This is a genomic window from Dethiosulfatarculus sandiegensis, from assembly GCF_000931935.2.
Classification (GTDB): domain Bacteria; phylum Desulfobacterota; class Desulfarculia; order Desulfarculales; family Desulfarculaceae; genus Dethiosulfatarculus; species Dethiosulfatarculus sandiegensis.
Window position 1 is genome coordinate 17,632 of the sequence record NZ_AZAC01000045.1, and the last position, 15,513, is coordinate 33,144.

The 15,513-nt window shown below is 51.2% G+C and carries 18 protein-coding genes and 3 tRNA genes; 12 read left to right on the forward strand and 9 right to left on the reverse strand.

Features of this window, described 5'->3' with window-relative positions:
- Position 1 precedes the first annotated feature (1 nt).
- From dapF to X474_RS20280, 12 genes are all read left to right on the forward strand, one after another.
- Positions 2 to 883 carry a diaminopimelate epimerase gene (dapF, locus tag X474_RS20225; protein ID WP_044351587.1) on the forward strand — a complete coding sequence of 294 codons (882 nt, stop codon included), beginning with the start codon at positions 2 to 4 and terminating at the stop codon, positions 881 to 883.
- 15 nt (positions 884 to 898) lie between these two features.
- Positions 899 to 1,777, forward strand: a complete 879-nt coding sequence (dapA, locus tag X474_RS20230) for a 4-hydroxy-tetrahydrodipicolinate synthase (RefSeq protein WP_044351588.1) — start codon at positions 899 to 901, stop codon at positions 1,775 to 1,777.
- A gap of 14 nt (positions 1,778 to 1,791) precedes the next feature.
- Entirely contained in the window at positions 1,792 to 2,598 is an 807-nt protein-coding gene (dapB, locus tag X474_RS20235) for a 4-hydroxy-tetrahydrodipicolinate reductase (protein WP_044351589.1), read from the forward strand.
- Positions 2,599 to 2,840: 242 nt separating this feature from the next.
- A complete protein-coding gene (locus tag X474_RS20240) occupies positions 2,841 to 3,641 on the forward strand; it encodes a fumarylacetoacetate hydrolase family protein (RefSeq protein WP_231688360.1) in 801 nt (266 codons plus the stop codon).
- A 59-nt stretch (positions 3,642 to 3,700) separates the two neighbouring features.
- Positions 3,701 to 4,867, forward strand: a complete 1,167-nt coding sequence (locus tag X474_RS20245; protein ID WP_044351590.1) for an LL-diaminopimelate aminotransferase — start codon at positions 3,701 to 3,703, stop codon at positions 4,865 to 4,867.
- A 6-nt stretch (positions 4,868 to 4,873) separates the two neighbouring features.
- Complete coding sequence (gene folK, locus X474_RS20250) at positions 4,874 to 5,395, forward strand: 2-amino-4-hydroxy-6-hydroxymethyldihydropteridine diphosphokinase (protein WP_044351591.1); 522 nt, start codon at positions 4,874 to 4,876, stop codon at positions 5,393 to 5,395.
- Positions 5,377 to 5,667, forward strand: a complete 291-nt coding sequence (locus X474_RS20255; RefSeq protein ID WP_052515449.1) for an eL24 family ribosomal protein — start codon at positions 5,377 to 5,379, stop codon at positions 5,665 to 5,667. Before folK ends, X474_RS20255 begins: the two co-directional genes overlap by 19 nt.
- 78 nt (positions 5,668 to 5,745) lie before the next feature.
- Positions 5,746 to 6,390: a fructose-6-phosphate aldolase gene (gene fsa / locus X474_RS20260; protein ID WP_044351592.1), complete on the forward strand. Its 645-nt coding sequence runs from the start codon at positions 5,746 to 5,748 to the stop codon at positions 6,388 to 6,390.
- A gap of 29 nt (positions 6,391 to 6,419) precedes the next feature.
- A complete protein-coding gene (gene pgsA / locus X474_RS20265) occupies positions 6,420 to 6,983 on the forward strand; it encodes a CDP-diacylglycerol--glycerol-3-phosphate 3-phosphatidyltransferase (protein WP_044351593.1) in 564 nt (187 codons plus the stop codon).
- A 73-nt stretch (positions 6,984 to 7,056) separates the two neighbouring features.
- Positions 7,057 to 7,131, forward strand: a tRNA-Gly gene (locus X474_RS20270).
- A gap of 39 nt (positions 7,132 to 7,170) precedes the next feature.
- A tRNA-Gly gene (locus X474_RS20275) sits at positions 7,171 to 7,245 on the forward strand.
- Positions 7,246 to 7,282: 37 nt separating this feature from the next.
- Positions 7,283 to 7,357 (forward strand) — tRNA-Gly (locus X474_RS20280).
- Positions 7,358 to 8,037: 680 nt separating this feature from the next.
- Here the strand turns inward: X474_RS20280 and X474_RS20285 are convergent.
- The 9 genes from X474_RS20285 to X474_RS20320 form a co-directional block, all read right to left on the reverse strand.
- The gene (locus X474_RS20285; RefSeq protein ID WP_197282210.1) at positions 8,038 to 9,333 is read right to left on the reverse strand and encodes a diaminopimelate decarboxylase family protein; all 1,296 of its coding nucleotides are present in this window, start codon (positions 9,331 to 9,333) and stop codon (positions 8,038 to 8,040) included.
- A 6-nt stretch (positions 9,334 to 9,339) separates the two neighbouring features.
- Positions 9,340 to 10,593 (reverse strand): ATP-grasp domain-containing protein, encoded by a 1,254-nt coding sequence (locus X474_RS20290; protein WP_052515450.1) that lies wholly within the window; start codon positions 10,591 to 10,593, stop codon positions 9,340 to 9,342.
- Between the two features lies 1 nt (position 10,594).
- Positions 10,595 to 11,548, reverse strand: coding sequence for a GNAT family N-acetyltransferase (locus X474_RS20295; RefSeq protein ID WP_044351594.1), 954 nt, complete (start codon positions 11,546 to 11,548; stop codon positions 10,595 to 10,597).
- A 2-nt stretch (positions 11,549 to 11,550) separates the two neighbouring features.
- On the reverse strand, positions 11,551 to 11,940 hold the full coding sequence (speD, locus tag X474_RS20300) for an S-adenosylmethionine decarboxylase (RefSeq protein ID WP_044351595.1): 390 nt from the start codon (positions 11,938 to 11,940) through the stop codon (positions 11,551 to 11,553).
- A 94-nt stretch (positions 11,941 to 12,034) separates the two neighbouring features.
- Positions 12,035 to 12,340, reverse strand: coding sequence for an HU family DNA-binding protein (locus tag X474_RS20305; protein WP_052515465.1), 306 nt, complete (start codon positions 12,338 to 12,340; stop codon positions 12,035 to 12,037).
- Positions 12,341 to 12,399: 59 nt separating this feature from the next.
- Positions 12,400 to 12,612 carry a zinc-ribbon domain containing protein gene (locus X474_RS25795; RefSeq protein ID WP_082464532.1) on the reverse strand — a complete coding sequence of 71 codons (213 nt, stop codon included), beginning with the start codon at positions 12,610 to 12,612 and terminating at the stop codon, positions 12,400 to 12,402.
- Positions 12,613 to 12,664: 52 nt separating this feature from the next.
- Positions 12,665 to 12,868, reverse strand: coding sequence for a hypothetical protein (locus tag X474_RS20310; RefSeq protein ID WP_156360861.1), 204 nt, complete (start codon positions 12,866 to 12,868; stop codon positions 12,665 to 12,667).
- A gap of 178 nt (positions 12,869 to 13,046) precedes the next feature.
- Positions 13,047 to 13,307, reverse strand: a complete 261-nt coding sequence (locus X474_RS20315; protein WP_044351597.1) for a hypothetical protein — start codon at positions 13,305 to 13,307, stop codon at positions 13,047 to 13,049.
- 360 nt (positions 13,308 to 13,667) lie between these two features.
- The gene (locus X474_RS20320) at positions 13,668 to 15,077 is read right to left on the reverse strand and encodes a sigma-54-dependent transcriptional regulator (RefSeq protein WP_052515452.1); all 1,410 of its coding nucleotides are present in this window, start codon (positions 15,075 to 15,077) and stop codon (positions 13,668 to 13,670) included.
- Positions 15,078 to 15,513 lie beyond the last annotated feature (436 nt).

Below are 15,513 nucleotides of genomic sequence, written 5' to 3' on the forward strand. Positions count from 1 at the left end.
AATGAAGGATATCACTCCTCTTTTACCCTTGGCCGGAATAAAAATAACTAAAATGACCGGTACGGGTAATGATTTTGTCCTGATTGACAATCGGGAAGCCAAGATCCCCGTTGAGGTTATGCCGCTTTTGGCCGAGGCTGTCTGCTGCCGCAGAAGGTCTGTGGGGGCCGACGGCTTGATAATAATGAGCCCCTCGGATAGAGTGGACGAAAAATACGGTCCTGTTGATTTTAAATGGGATTTCTTTAATGCCGACGGTTCTTCGGCTGAGATGTGCGGAAACGGAGGCCGTTGCGCGGCCCGCTTTGCCTTTGATAACGGGCTGGCAGGCAAGGAGATGGTCTTCGATTCCCTGGCCGGGCCCATACGCGCCTGGATCATGGACCAGGAAGTAAAGCTGGAGATGATCCAGCCTTTTGGGGTTTATAAGGACCTTAATCTCACCCTGGAAGAGGGTGAATTCACCTTGGACGGGGTGAATACCGGCGTTCCCCATGCCGTTTTACCGGTGGAAGATATAGAATCCACCGATGTAACCCTCTGGGGCCGGGCCATCCGCTATCACAAGCACTTTGCTCCCCAGGGCACCAACGCCAATTTTGCCCAGGCAAAAGACGGCGCGCTTTTGGTTCGCACCTATGAAAGGGGAGTGGAGGACGAAACCCTGGCCTGCGGCACCGGTGTAACCGCCTCGGCCCTGGTGGCCGGCTGGAAGGGCTGGTTTAAATCCCCGGTCAAGGTGAGGGTCAGAAGCGGGGAGTGGCTGACGGTTTATTTCACCCTGGAAGATGACGGCATCGCCAACGTGTTTTTACAAGGCGGAGCATCTTACGTGTTTACCGGCCTTCTGAACCAGGAGGCCTTTGACTGGTTAAAGTCATAGATTAGGAGAGAGGCAATGTTGAATGGAGTCTTGGTGGCCTTGGTCACACCTTTTAAGGATGGTCAGGTCGACGAAGAGGCGCTCAGGGAGCTCATCGAGTTCCAGATTGAGAACGGCGTCAGCGGGCTCGTACCCTGCGGCACCACTGGAGAATCCGCCACCCTTAGCCACGACGAGCATAAACGGGTGATCGAGATTACTGTGGACGCGGCTAAAAAACGGGTGCCCGTGGTTGCCGGCGCCGGTTCCAACAACACCGCCGAAGCCATTGATCTGACCCGTTTTGCCAAAGATGTGGGGGCGGATGCGGCCCTGCATATAACCCCTTATTACAATAAACCCACCCAGGAGGGCATTTTCCGCCATTTCCAGGCCATCTGCCAGAAGGCCCCCCTGCCGATAGTGGTCTACAACATCCAGGGCCGCACCGGGATTAACATCACGCCTGAGACCATGGCCCGCATAACCGAGCTGCCCGAGGTGGTGGCCATTAAGGAAGCCAGCGGCAGCCTGGGCCAGATGGCCAGCATGGTGAACCTGTGCGGAGACAACGCGGCTTTGTTTGCAGGTGACGACGGCCTGACCCTGCCGGTATTGGCCATCGGCGGCAAGGGCGTGATCAGCGTGCTTGCCAACCTTCTGCCCAAGAAAATGTCCCAGCTGGTCAAGGCCTGGCAGGACGGCAATGTGGCCGAGGCGCAGAAAAGGGCAAACGAGCTGACCCCGCTTTGCAATGCCATGTTTATCGAGACCAACCCCATTCCGGTGAAAACCGCGGTGGCCATGGCCGGCATTATCCCCAATTCGGATATGCGCCTGCCCTTGTGCGAGATGCAGCCTGCGAACAAAGAAAAGCTGGTCAAGATTCTCAAGGATCACAGCATAATCTCCTAAGGGGAGAGGTTCTTATGGTCAAAGTGGCTGTGGCCGGCGCGGCCGGTCGTATGGGAAGAAGGATACTGGCTCTTTCGGCCGCTCATGAGGAGGCTGTTCCTGTAAGCGGCTTTGAAGCTCCGAACAGTGAATATGTGGGACGCCCCTTGTCCGAGCTGGCCGGAGTCGCCTCCCTGGAAGGGGTGGTGGCCGACAGTGCGGAAAAGGCCCTTGAAATAGCCGATGTGCTGGTGGATTTCACTGTTCCGGAAGCCACCATGCAGAACTTGGCCGTGGCGGCCAGGCTGGGCAAGGCCTGCGTTATCGGAACCACCGGCCTCTCGGTTGAGGAAAGAGAAAAAATAGCCTCCTATGCCAAAGAGATCCCGGTGGTCTTCGCTCCGAACATGAGCGTGGGCATGAACCTCATGTTCAAATTGGCCGGCATGATAACCAAGGTCCTGGGCCCTGATTACGCCCTGGAGGTTTTAGAGGCGCATCACGACCAGAAAAAAGACGCGCCCAGCGGAACCGCGGTCAAGATCATAGACGAACTGGCCAAACAAAGGGGCTGGGACGTGGATGAGGTCTGCGCCCATGGCCGCAAAGGTCTGGTGGGAGCCAGACCCAAAGAGGAGATCGGGGTCAGTGTGATCAGGGGCGGAGATATTGTGGGCGAACACACTGTGTATTACATTGGCCAGGGCGAACGCCTGGAGCTAACCCACAAGGCCCAGTCCAGGGACACATTCGTCCAGGGTGCTATTAGAGCGGCTGTGTGGATAAGCCAAAAGGAGCCGGGCCTTTACGACATGCCCGATGTGTTGGGTCTAACTGATTGAAAAAAAGATAAAAGGAGCCGGGAGACCGGCTCCTTTTGCGGCTGTTTATAACAGCCCGCCGAATTGCAAGACTTTCTTAAGTCGAGTAATTCGAGTCACTTGTCAAAACCACGTTTTTGCCAAGTGACGTCCGGCAAAGTCCGAAGCGACTTTGCTATAGTTTAGACAGCCGGGAGACCGGCTCCTTTTGTAGTAGATTATACGGCCGGAGACGGCCCCTTTTAGCGCGTGAGGATCATCAAGTGGCAGCACATCCAGTTGACCCCAAGGATATTTTCGCGTCCAAGGCCATTGCCAGGGTGATGCATAATGGTGAGGCCCGCTACGCCCTTTTGGAAAAAGGCGGGCTTAAGTTATATAATGGATGCGTTTTTTCCGGCGCGGAGCTTTCAGACATCTGCCTGGACCCGGCTGAGGCGGCCTTTTTAGCGCCTACGGAACCGAGCAAGGTGGTGGCCGTGGGGCTTAATTACAAGGCCCATGCCAGGGAGATGAACCATCCCCTGCCCGAGGAACCCCTTATATTTCTCAAGCCGTCCACCACGGTCATAGGTCCGGGCCAGGCTGTGATAAGGCCCAGAAACGCCACCAGGGTTGATTATGAGGCGGAGTTGGGTATAGTCATTTCCTCATTATGCTCTCAGGTCGAGCCCTCCCGGGCCCTGGAATACGTATTGGGCTACACCTGCTTAAACGATGTAACCGAACGGAACCTGCAGGCCAAGGATATTCAGTTCACCAGGGGTAAAAGCTTTGACACCTTCTGCCCCCTGGGGCCTGTGATCACCAAAGGGATTGAACCCGGAGAGGTCTATTTACGCGCCCTGGTTGATAATGAGATCCGCCAGGACAGCCACACCTCGGATTTAATTTTTTCCGTGGCCCAGGTTGTATCCTTTGTGAGCAAGGTTATGACTCTTCTCCCAGGTGATGTCATTGCCACCGGCACTCCCGCCGGGGTGGGCCCGGTTGTGGCGGGCCAAGAGATGACCATAGAAATTGAGGGGGTGGGTCGTCTTAAGAACCCTGTGATCGACGCTTGAGCATTTTATACTCAAAAAGTGTTTTATATGAAAAATAACCTTTTCGAAAGGTCAGATAGATGAAGTTTGAATTCGCCGATCGTTTGCAAAAGTTGCCCCCGTATCTGTTTGCCGAGCTGGACCGCCTGCGCGACGCAGTGGCCGCCAGGGGGGTGGATATTATCGACCTGGGAGTAGGAGACCCGGACCACGGTTCTCCGGCCCATGTGGTGGAAAGCCTGTGCCAGGCTGCGGCGGATCCGGCCAATCACCATTACCCCGCTTATTCGGGCATGAGCAGCTTCAGGGATACCGCCGCCCAGTGGATTAAAAACCGCTTTGGCCTTACCCTGGATCCTGCCAAAGAGGTGATCGCCCTGATCGGCAGCAAAGAGGGTGTGGCACATTTCCCCCTGGCCTTTGTGAATATAGGTGATGTGGTTCTGGTGCCGAGCCCGGCGTATCCGGTTTATCATGCCTCCACCATCATGGCGGGCGGAGAGCCGGTTGAAATGCCCTTGTTAAAGGAAAACGACTTTTTGCCGGACTTAGACGCCATCAAGCCCGAGGATTTGAAAAGGGCCAAGGCGCTGGTCATCAACTATCCCAACAACCCCACCGCGGCCACGGCGGATCTGGACTTCTACAAGAAAGTGGTGGAGTTCTGCCATGAACACGGCCTGATTCTGGTTTCAGACGCAGCCTATACCGAGATGGCCTTTGACGGCTACCAGCCCCACAGCATCCTGGAGGTCCCCGGAGCCAAGGAAGTGGCCATTGAGTTCCACAGCCTTTCCAAGACCTACAACATGACCGGCTGGCGCATCGGCTATGCCATTGGAAACGAGGACCTGGTGGCGGGCCTGGGCAAGGTAAAGAGCCAGATAGATTCCGGGGCCTTTGACGTGGTTCAGCAGGCAGGCATCACCGCCATGACCGGCGACCAGGACTTTGTCTACCGCAATAACGAGATGTACAAGGGAAGGCGGGATGTTCTGGTTGAAGGGCTGCGCAATCTGGGCCTGGACGTGGCCACTCCCAAAGCCACCTTCTATGTATGGTGCCCTTGCCCGGATGGCTTGACGAGCACCGAGTTCACCACCCGCATGTTGGAAGAGTGCGGCGTGGTCTCCACTCCGGGCAATGGTTTCGGCGCTCCGGGCGAGGGGTATGTTCGTTTTGCCCTTACCGTGAGCAAGGGCCGGTTACAGGAAGCGGTGGAGCGCATCGCCAAGATGGGGCTGTAAGATAAAGTGAATCAGGCTTTTGATGTCTTTATTGGCCTGGGCTCCAACTTGGGTGACAGCTTTGAATACCTGAAAGCCGGTCTGAGCGGCATGAAAAAGATAAAGGGTTATAAGGATATAGCTGTTTCTTCCCCTTATCTGACGGCTCCGGTTGGCCCCCAGGATCAGGGGAGATTTGTAAACGCTGTTTGCCGTGGTATTTTTAGCGGTGATCCTTTGGCTCTTTTGGATGGGCTTTTGGCCGTGGAGCAGGCCCAGGGCAGGGAGCGCATCCGAAAATGGGGCCCCAGAACCCTGGATCTGGATATCCTGCTTTTTGGAGACAGGATAATAGACCATTCCAGGTTGAAGGTGCCTCATCCCCAGATGCACCAAAGGGTTTTTGTATTGATGCCCCTGGTTGAGCTGGCTCCGGATCTGGTGTTGCCGGGTTTGGGGAAAACCGCCTCCGAGCTTCTTTCAGATATGAGCCCAGAGGAGCTTATGAGCCAAAAAGCGGAGAAAACTACATGGGAATCTGGAACCTGATCAAAATTGCGGTAATCGCATTTTTGATCTGGACCCTATATAAGGGTGTCAAAAATTGGCTTAGCGGTGGCGATGGAGACAGGCGAAAAAATCGCAAGAGAACCAAACCTGATGAAGTGATTGATGTCATGGTGCAGGATCCCCATTGCGGTACATATCTGCCTATGAATGAAGCTATCCATGTCAGGTCCCGCGGTGAGGATTTATATTTCTGCTCCAAGGAATGCCGGGATGCTTATTTGATATCCGCCAGGGAAAACGGCAAGGATTGATAGTTAAAAGGCTGCCTGGAGCAGCAGAACAAGTCGGCCCCAAAAGAGCCGCTTTGGTGTCCATTAGGAGTTTTTAACATGAAGATTTTTATCGACACAGCAGACATAAACGAGATCAAAGAGGCCAAAAGCCTCGGGGTGTTGGACGGCGTGACCACCAACCCCAGCCTGGTTGCCAAGACCGGCAAGGAGTTCGAGCCCTGCATCAAGGAGATCCTGGAAGTGGTCTCCGGACCGGTGAGCGTTGAGGTTTTCGCCACAGACCACGATGCAATGGTGGCCGAGGCCCGCGAATACGCCACCTGGGGCGACAACGTGGTGGTCAAGGTGCCGATCATCAAAGAAGGCCTCAAGGCTATCAAGACGCTTTCTTCAGAGGGCATCAAGGTCAACGTCACCCTTTGCTTCTCCCCCATGCAGGCCCTTTTGGCCGCCAAGGCGGGAGCCACCTATATCAGCCCCTTTGTGGGCCGCTTGGATGACGTATCCCACGACGGTATGGAGCTTGTCCGCCAGATAGTGGAGATCTACGCCAACTACGCCTTTGATACAGAGGTGCTGGTGGCCAGTGTGCGCACCCCCCTGCATGTGGTTCAGGGCGCTTTGATGGGCGCCGATGTGGCGACTATCCCCCTTAAGGTTATCGACTCACTTTTGAAACATCCCTTGACTGATATTGGTCTGGAGAATTTCCAGGCCGACTGGGAAAAACGCAAGGCCTGATCACGACCTGCTGAAATCGGACGTGAAATATGAAACCCTTGGCGCGTGAAGAACTCCTGACTCTGCCGAACGTGCTGACGTTATTACGCATGGGGTCTATACCTATTTTGGTTGCCTTCATGTATATGGAGGGGCCGAATTGGGCCATGGCCACGGCAATATTGTTTGTGGTCAGCGGGCTTACCGACCTGCTTGACGGCTGGTTGGCCCGAAAAATGAAAAAAGTAAGCATAATGGGGCAGTACCTGGACCCCTTGGCGGACAAGCTGTTGGTGGCCTCCATGCTGGTCATGCTCGTCGCCACGGGGCGGGTCTGGGCCTGGGTGGCCATAATCATACTGTGCCGGGAAATCGCGGTCACAGGCTTAAGGGCTGTGGCTGTGAGCCAGGGTTTCGACCTGCCGAGCGACATGTGTGGCAAGTGGAAGACCGCGCTGCAGATGTTGGCTGTGTTGCTTTTGGTGCTGCATTATCCCATAAGCGGTTTTGACCCCCATTTTTGGGGAACCGCTTGCTTGTGGCTGGCTCTTTTGATAACCTGCTGGTCTGGATTGGGGTATTTTCTCCGTTTCCGGCGTAGGCTTAAGGAGTAGCCTTTTTGATGGTAAAAATTAACAATGCAGCTTGACAAAAAGAGCTAATCTGTTAGGATTGCTGCTCGAAACAGCGGGAATAACTCAGAGGTAGAGTGCAACCTTGCCAAGGTTGAAGTCGCGGGTTCAAATCCCGTTTCCCGCTCCAAAAAAGAACGCATCCGAGCACACAAGCTGCTCTTTGAATGCGGGAGTAACTCAGAGGTAGAGTGCAACCTTGCCAAGGTTGAAGTCGCGGGTTCAAATCCCGTCTCCCGCTCCAAAAAATACGCAAAAGGGCACACAAAGCGCCCATAAATGCGGGAGTAACTCAGAGGTAGAGTGCAACCTTGCCAAGGTTGAAGTCGCGGGTTCAAATCCCGTCTCCCGCTCCAAAGCCTTTAAAACCGGCTTCCTTCAAGGGAAGCCGGTTTTTTGTTATCAAAAGCCCGTCTCCTTTTAAACCTCTTCCTGCCGACTGCCTTAGCTTAACTTTTAAAATTGTTTTTAAATTTGTGTAATTTAAGCATTACTTATTTTTGTCTGTCTAAATGAAATAAAAAATATCTTATTGCTAAATAAACGTAATGAAATTTTTTATAGTTAATTTTTATTACTTTGGAACCCATAGTGTTTGATTAAGAACTACTTTAAGTTGGATAGTTATATTTAAAGGTTTTTATTTGTCCCAACAATTGTTTTTAGGGGAGAGCCTTGTTCCTTAAAGCCTCTCACGAGTGCCTGTTGCGCCTTGTGAGGCCTTTTAACTGAAAAGTAGTGTACACAAAAACACCGGGTCGGAGCGGACAAGGCCTTGGAATCGAAAAACAGGCGGACGGGCCAGGATAGATACTGCCGTTTTTTGGGAAGAGATGTTTTTGAGGTGTGCGTGGTTATTTTCTGGCCAGGGTCGCGGTCCTGGAGCGGTGAGAGCCGGGCGTTTTAAGGGGGGCGGGCATTTGCTTCCGCCCAAAATGCTTTTCAATAGCCCCAGGGTTCCGCAGTCCGGATTGGATTCAGGCTGTTTTTCAGGAACAGGCTGGGGCCTGGAATAAAAACAGCCTGAATAAAATCCTCAGATAGTAACCACCAGCGCGACAGGCTTTATAAAGGATTGGCGAAGGCTGTAGGTGTAGGCCCCCTGGTCCGGAATCAATAACCTGTCGCCGGGCTTGATGCTCTTGCCGAAAAAACTGTATCCCCAAATATCATGGGGAGTGCATAAGGACCCCATGATCCAACAGGGTTTCTCCTTAAGCGAGGGGCTGGTTAGGTTGATCACAGGGGCAAAATCCGTTTCAAAGCGCTCCCAGCCTATGAGGTTGATTCCCCCGTCGGTAATAACCATGTCCGGGGCTTTTTTATCCAGCACCGTGAGCAAGATATGCATGGCCCCATTACTGAGCCAGCGTCCGGGCTCGGCATGGATCACGCAATCCACAACAGGGGATATATGTTGCTTTAATGCAAGGGATATGGCCTTGGCAAAGCTTTCTATGGGCTGAGATGGCACCCGGTAGTGCCTGGTGGGGTGCATGGCTTCTAAGGTGCGCGGTTCCTTGGGAGCCGTGCAACCCGGACTCTTGAGCCATTCCCCCAGGTCCGGCCAGTATCCTCCGCCAATGTCCAGAAAGCGAATGCGCGACCTTAGCTTTGAGTCAATTTGGAGAAGATGCCTGCCCAGCTTACAAATGAAATCAACTTGCGCAGAAGGCCCCATGTTCCAACTGGTGTGAAACTGCAAGCCGCACAAATCAATGTTGGCGCAAGAATTGGCCTTATTGATAAAAAGTGAAAGGTCATTAAGGGGAATGCCGAATTTCCGCCATAGCCCCCTTTCATCACTGGTGATGCGCACCCCTGCTTTTATCTTTGCTTGTTGTTCGGCCCCAACCTTTTGCAATCGTTTCAATTCATCGAAACTGTCTATCAAAACGGTGACCTTTTGGGCATTGGCTACGGCCAATTGCAATTCTTCGCTGTTCTTACCTGGTCCGCTGAATATTATGCAAGGGCTGTCCAGGGCCAGGGCGATCTTCAGCTCCGCCCCGCTTGAAACATCCAGCCCCATACCGGCCTGGAGCGCGGTTTTGGCTAGTGGCAGGTAATTGTTGCTTTTAAGAGCATAAAAAAACTTCATGCCCGGAATCAGGGGCTCAAAGGCGGCCTTGAATTCTTCAATGCCGCTTAAAAAAGCTTTTTTGTCGAACAGATAAAGAGGTGAGCCAAAATCCTTAGCGGTTTTTTTGAATTCTGTTTTTCTGGCCTGAAAGGGTCTTATATAGGCTTCCAGCTCATCCCTGGGAAGCAGGGCGATGCCGCTTGGGTTGCAAGAATCCCCTGGGTGGCTGGGTTGAGGTATGCTGTTCACGGTTTTTTACTCCACTTTGAGGTTGAATAGAGATTCCAGCCGACCCAATTTTCGTTCTATGTCTTCAAATGGCGGCGCTTCAAAAATGACCTGCCCCAGAATATGGCTGTCGTAGTTTTCCGGGGGCAGGGTGATATGGTCTCCAATACGGCGATTGAGATTTACCTTCAGCACTCCGGGTTCAGATCGGAGCGCCTCGGCATCCAGCTCTGTTATTGTACCCGCCTTTCTGCTGAACAAACGCAGCCCAACCAAGGGCCGCCAGACGGTTTTTATAGGCATTGGCGGGATTTTTCCCTCGGCCAGATCAAGGCAGAGCCCCAACATATCCAATCCGCAGGCCATTTGGATCAAATCCGGCAAACAGTCTCCGCCTGGCCTGGGGGTCATTTCCAAAAGAAAGGGAACCTGTGCCTGCATGATGAAATCCGTCATGCAGATTATATTGCTAAGTCCCAGGGCTTTGGCTGCACGGAAAAGTATGGATTCGAGCATTTCTCTAAAAGCCCCTTGGGGAAAGGGGGCGGGAACCATATAGGCCCTTATGGTGCCCGCCGGCTTGTTAGGCATATGGTATTTACGGGCCAGCCTGATAATGCTTGTGGTTTTTTCAGTGATCAGAAAGTCGCAGCTGAACTCATCTCCGCAGATAAATTCCTCCATTAATACCGGATTGCCTGGCTTGTGGAAGAGCCGCCTGTTGGGATGCCTGGCCAAACGCTCTGAGATCAGCCCATAGGCCTGTCTGGCTTGATCCGGGTCATTGCACTTGAAGACAAGTTCACTGCCTGCTCCGGACAGGGGCTTTAAAATCACCGGGCCCCTTATTGCCGACCGGGAGGGGCCGACTTGAGCTTGATTATCAAGGAGCAGGGCCCTGGGGCAGGCCAGACCGTCTCGGCGCCAAATTTCCTTGCTCTTGAGCTTGTCCCGGCAGAGTTCCACTGCCTGGAGGCCGGGAAAAGAAAGCCCGAATTCACGGGCAATACGGGAAGCCAGGCTCAGGGATTCACAGTCAAAGGCCGTGACTCCCGTGATGACCTGATCCCAGGTTTTAAGATGTTCTTTAAGCTGCCCTGCCACCTGAAAAGGCTCTTCCAAGTTGCCCTTAAGTTCTTCCGCCGGATCAGGGCAGGGGAGAAGGGAAGTCTTTCTTTCCTTGACATCCGTTATGAAAAGCGCCCGGCCGGGATGGTTGTTACGGATTTTTTCTATGTAATCATCGGTGGTTCCCACCACCAAAATTTTAGGCGTGGGCATTTCAGGCGGCCTTGTGAATCGAGGCGAGAGGTGAGGCGTGGAGAGCTGAACCGCCGCTTAGCCGATAAAGGGGCCTGGGAGAAAGATGAAAATTTTTCTTCCAGTTGAAATCACCGCATAAAAAATCCACCTCATTGACCCTCATACGGCAGGCCAACTCCAGGTGGTGGAAGTTGATCATTTTGGCCACTCCGCACCAGTCAGGATTGGCAGCTCCGGCAAGCACGGTGTAAACCCCTTTATAAACAGAGCCCATATCCACTGCGGCCACCTCGCCGCCCAAAATAAGGGTCACCACCTTAAGCAGGCCCTTTTTATTTAAAAAGTGTGCGAGATCTAAAAAGCTTTGGGCAAAGCGCGGATCATGAAAATATGAATCTTCCCCGAATCGGTCCTGGTTCATATTCAGCATGAGTTCAACATCAGCCGGCCGGTCATATCTGTAACTCAGGCCGTGACTCTTCAGACGCTCTATTCCCCGCTGGATCTGCTTCAATGATTTACCGGAGAATTCGCTGTGAAAATTCTCCATATCGTAGTTGTATTCAGGCGGTCGAAAAAGATAACCCACTTCATCGATTGAATAATCAGAATAATTTAAGCTGAAACCAGAGCGTAAATAGCGAAGGTGATAGGGCCCGGGGATATGGCAAAGCAAATCAAAGGCATTGCAATCGCCCTGAACAGGTATGCTGTTTTGCTCCAGCCAGGTTTTACCTTGCCAGGTTTCACCCGGGAAACAGGCGAAAGACTTAATCTCGTCAACCCAGCTAAGGGGCAATAGCCCCTTTGTTTTTCCTTTTTCTTCTTGGACTATGAAACAAAGCGGGTTTTGAAAATTAGCTTGAAAACAAGCCCGCGCTTCCCATAAATCAAAGATGAGTTGCCGGGGCATCATGCGCTTCCATAATGCCCGGCACTCCTCATAGTCCTCAACTATCCTTACCGACCCCATACCTAATACCTGAGGTTCACATGGCTGGTGACATGACTGCCCGCAAAGAATTTTTGGGCAAAATCAGACACTTTCTCAGGATCATAAGGCTTGCAGCTGAATACGTCCAAATAGGCGGTATTGGTCAGGTTGGCGAAATGCCCGGAAATGAGAGAAGTTTCAATTAATTGAACCATGGAAAATCCGGCGACCTTTTCATCTTCGCCAAAATGAACCACTTGGGTTTCCTGAAACCTTTTCATCTCAATGAGATCGCACAGCTCTATTACAAAACGGCGGATTTTTTCAGCATCGCGAATGGTGGCGGGATCGCAATTGTAAACATCAATACTTGCCGCCATACCCCATATCTGATCAGGCTGAATCCGGGCATTTGCGTTCTGGGTTTTCATTTTATTCTCACCTCAAAGGTCTTTAGAAATATGTTTCCATCGCAATTGTTGCCAATGGAATTTCGTTTCCGTGCTTAGCCGGTTTTAAAAGCTTTTACTCGGAAACTGCCTTGGGGTTCAAAAGGCTCGCGACCACGGAAGAGGCCTTGAAACCCATGGTTTTTGAGGCTGCGATTTCAATGGGCTCACCATTGGTTGGGTTTATTCCCTTGCGCGCCGAGCGTTCACGTAATTTAAAGGTGCCCAATCCGGCCACCTTAAAGGGACGCCCGTTTTTAACCTCATTGCGGCAAGAGTCCACTATGGATTCAAAGGCCAAAAGGGCGGCTTTTTGCGAGATGCCCGCGGTTTTGGCTATCTGAGAAATTATCTCCGGTTTAGTCATACTTTTCTGGGTCATTAAACTTTCCTTTCCAAATGGGGTCTCAGTCAAAAAAGAGAGAACAACAGCCTGCCTGATCAATAATCTTCCAGGTCCCAGTTTTTTTGAGACCTTCTTTGCCTTGGCGCCCATTTGTTTTCCGTTTTGGTTTTTTGTTTGTTTTTCCGGCATTCGGGACACCTGAGCGGCGGGTCAAATCCCATGGATTCGTAACGCTCCTGCTCGTGCTTGCCAAATTTAAAAGTGCGATTACATTGCACACAAACCCTGAATTGATCTTGCCTGCTCATAATTTCTCTCGATTTTTTAAAAGCTAAACTTGAAAAGTTTTCTTTCTAATCCTTAATACTCATCATGATCCCAGGGACCGTCAGAGTATTCATCTTCTTCGGGCAGGTATTCAAACCTGTCGACCTTTAAATATTCAGTTCCGGATTTTTGGCAGAGGGAACCGGCCACGATCACCCTTTCATATACATATTCACGCAAGGATTGCTCGGGGGTGTTGTCCTCAATGAATAATTCAGTGTCGCGAGACCCAACCAAGCATAAATTTATCTCGCTCCCCAGGGATGAACAGCCGCTGCATGGTGTTAGCATGCCTGAAAATGTAACTGTTTTTGTGCTTAAAGCAGTCATTTGATCTCATCTCTTTAAAATTCAATACAGGATATAAAAAGTTATTTTGTTTATAAAACCTGCATTGTGAAGTTAAAACAGTTTCTCATTTTGATCTGCTGATAACTTTAATTTGTTTTACTTGTAAAATATTTTTGCCTTTTGTTTGCTTGTCGATCACGCCTTTTACTTCCACTTTTTTGCGCAAATGGGGCAAATAGTCCCTTGAGTCACCCGGGAACTCCAGGAGGTAATCCTGTTCGTCTGAGGCCGCGATCCCCAGAGCCGTTATATTGCCGTTCTTAGACCAGCTCATGGGAATCAGAAGGCCTCGGATTATGGCCAAGGCTTGCTCTTGGGGTTCCATTCAAGCTCGCACCAAAAGGGTTTGTAAAAGTAACTGCGTTTCATGCTGTGCATGCTAATAGCATTTTACGTGCCACTTAGTTAACTAGCTGAAAAATCATGTAAAAGAATGAGAGGCTTCTGAAGGGTGCAATGGCATTTCAGGTTTTTCAAGCCTACAGAGGGCTTAATTGTGCGAGCCAAAACCGGTGTTGTCAGGGGAGGGCAGGGGGCTGATTGGTTTAAGGAAAAGAACAAGCCCTTTTTAGATCGGTTCAGGGAAAAGGGTTTTAGTTGTTAACTGTTTAATTTTGAATGAAAAATAAGAAATTACGGTGCGGGCGATGCTTTGGCAGGGTGTTTTCAACACCCTGCTCGGTTATTAACGATAATCCTTGCTTTTTAAACCATACTTAGTGAGCAGGTTATGGAATTGCCGGGTGGTGACACCTGCGTGTTTTGCACAGGATTCGATACGGCCTTTGTGCTCTTCAAGTATCTTGGCAAGATAGCGGTATTCAACCTCCTCAACCGCACGCTTGCGCACCTCGGCCAGGGTGACATCTCCTAAATCCTGGTCCGGGCTTGAGTCCTGGGGCGTGATGGCCATCAGTTCGGTGGGAAAGCTGATGCTGCTTAACAGCTTGCCTGTTTCCAGGATATAAGCCCGTTCCATGAGGTTCTCCAGCTCACGGATATTGCCGGGCCAGTCATATCCCTGAAAAGCATTCAGTACGTTAGCAGATACTTTTTTGATATCCTTACCGTATTTTTGGTTTAGCTTTTTCAGGAAATGGTCTGCCAGATACGGTATGTCTTGACGGCGGTTTTTCAACTCGGGCAGTTCCAGGGGAAAAACATTGAGGCGATAGAACAGATCCTTACGAAACCGGCCGTTTTCGGCTTTCTTTTTTAAATCCTCATTGCTGGCCGCAATAACCCTTACATCGACACTTATTTCCTGCTCCCCGCCAACCCGGGTAAAGCTGCCCTCCTGCAACACTTGCAAAAGCTTGATCTGGGCATTTGGTGTAATGGTGCCGACTTCATCCAAAAAAATGGTTCCACCATCCGCCACCTGGAAACGCCCCAGCTTGCGCCGCTCTGCCCCGGTGAATGCGCCTTTTTCGTGTCCGAACAGCTCACTTTCCACCAGAGAATCAGGCATTGACCCGCAATGTACGGAAACAAAGGCTTCCGTAGCCCGGTTACTGTGCAGGTGGATCAGCTTGGCCAACAGGCTTTTTCCCGTACCGGTATCGCCGTTTATCAAGATGTTGGCCTTGGTCGGGGCCACCGCTTCGATGGATTCATACACTGAACGCATGGTCGAGGAGCTGGTTCGCACCAGGTCTTCGGCTTCTGCCTTCCAAAAGTGGGACCGCAGGTATTCAAGCTCCGACCTGATCGCCAGCCGTTCGGAAAGATTGTGAAGCACCAGGTCGATTTCCTGCTTCGCAATGGGATGGCACAGATAGTCAAGGGCCCCTGCCTTCACAGCCTGTACGGCTGTTCTCAGTTGATTTGCGTCGGCCAGAACCACCAAGGGAATCTCGGCGGCGGCTTCGATAATATTTTGTAATTTTGAAGTAATTTCAGTAGATTCAGGGAGTTGTCCTGTTTTGACAATCAAATTGAGATCAAGCAGGCAGATGTCGTGGCGCTTTTGCCGAAGCATTGCCAGGCAATCTGCAAAAGACGCGACTTTTTCCAGGCTGAAGGTGTCGCGCAGAAATTTGTTGAGGCCTGAGATGACCTGGCGCCTTTTGCTGGCCAGCATAATTGTTTTCATCGAAGCGTCCAACCCTTAAAAAAACAATCGAATTTTAGCAGAATTTTGCGGCCACGGTTACGGAAAAAAAAGGTAAATAAGCCCATGAGCCAAGATAAAAAACATTTTGGGAAACCGGGTTTCCGCCTGAACCCATAGACAGTGAAATCTCATTTCCCAGTTTGAACAGAAATGAGATAAATCGTGTTAAATTAGAAATATATCTAATGGTAACCGCAATCTGACCAGGGTGCGCCACGGTCATAACAACCCGGCGGTTTTCTACCGGTCGCAAACCGGGCAAAAAAGGGCCGCGTTTTCTCAATCCGCCTTTTAGAGTGCTTAACTAGCAGGCGTCATTAAAAGGCCTGCAATTCCCAAAAAAGATATATGGATAGTTATTCTATTCTCCATCTGGATGGCCGGAATTATTAAAAGAGATGATTTTCAAGGGTAA

Excerpts from the sequence above, each read along its gene's own strand:
- dapF (WP_044351587.1), top strand. The coding sequence starts at position 2 with ATGAAGGATATCACTCCTCTTTTACCCTTGGCCGGAATAAAAATAACT.
- dapA (WP_044351588.1), top strand. The coding sequence starts at position 899 with ATGTTGAATGGAGTCTTGGTGGCCTTGGTCACACCTTTTAAGGATGGT.
- dapB (WP_044351589.1), top strand. The coding sequence starts at position 1,792 with ATGGTCAAAGTGGCTGTGGCCGGCGCGGCCGGTCGTATGGGAAGAAGG.
- X474_RS20245 (WP_044351590.1), top strand. The coding sequence starts at position 3,701 with ATGAAGTTTGAATTCGCCGATCGTTTGCAAAAGTTGCCCCCGTATCTG.
- X474_RS20255 (WP_052515449.1), top strand. The coding sequence starts at position 5,377 with ATGGGAATCTGGAACCTGATCAAAATTGCGGTAATCGCATTTTTGATC.
- fsa (WP_044351592.1), top strand. The coding sequence starts at position 5,746 with ATGAAGATTTTTATCGACACAGCAGACATAAACGAGATCAAAGAGGCC.
- pgsA (WP_044351593.1), top strand. The coding sequence starts at position 6,420 with ATGAAACCCTTGGCGCGTGAAGAACTCCTGACTCTGCCGAACGTGCTG.
- X474_RS20290 (WP_052515450.1), bottom strand. The coding sequence starts at position 10,593 with ATGCCCACGCCTAAAATTTTGGTGGTGGGAACCACCGATGATTACATA.
- X474_RS20295 (WP_044351594.1), bottom strand. The coding sequence starts at position 11,548 with ATGGGGTCGGTAAGGATAGTTGAGGACTATGAGGAGTGCCGGGCATTA.
- speD (WP_044351595.1), bottom strand. The coding sequence starts at position 11,940 with ATGAAAACCCAGAACGCAAATGCCCGGATTCAGCCTGATCAGATATGG.
- X474_RS20305 (WP_052515465.1), bottom strand. The coding sequence starts at position 12,340 with ATGACCCAGAAAAGTATGACTAAACCGGAGATAATTTCTCAGATAGCC.
- X474_RS25795 (WP_082464532.1), bottom strand. The coding sequence starts at position 12,612 with ATGAGCAGGCAAGATCAATTCAGGGTTTGTGTGCAATGTAATCGCACT.
- X474_RS20315 (WP_044351597.1), bottom strand. The coding sequence starts at position 13,307 with ATGGAACCCCAAGAGCAAGCCTTGGCCATAATCCGAGGCCTTCTGATT.
- X474_RS20320 (WP_052515452.1), bottom strand. The coding sequence starts at position 15,077 with ATGAAAACAATTATGCTGGCCAGCAAAAGGCGCCAGGTCATCTCAGGC.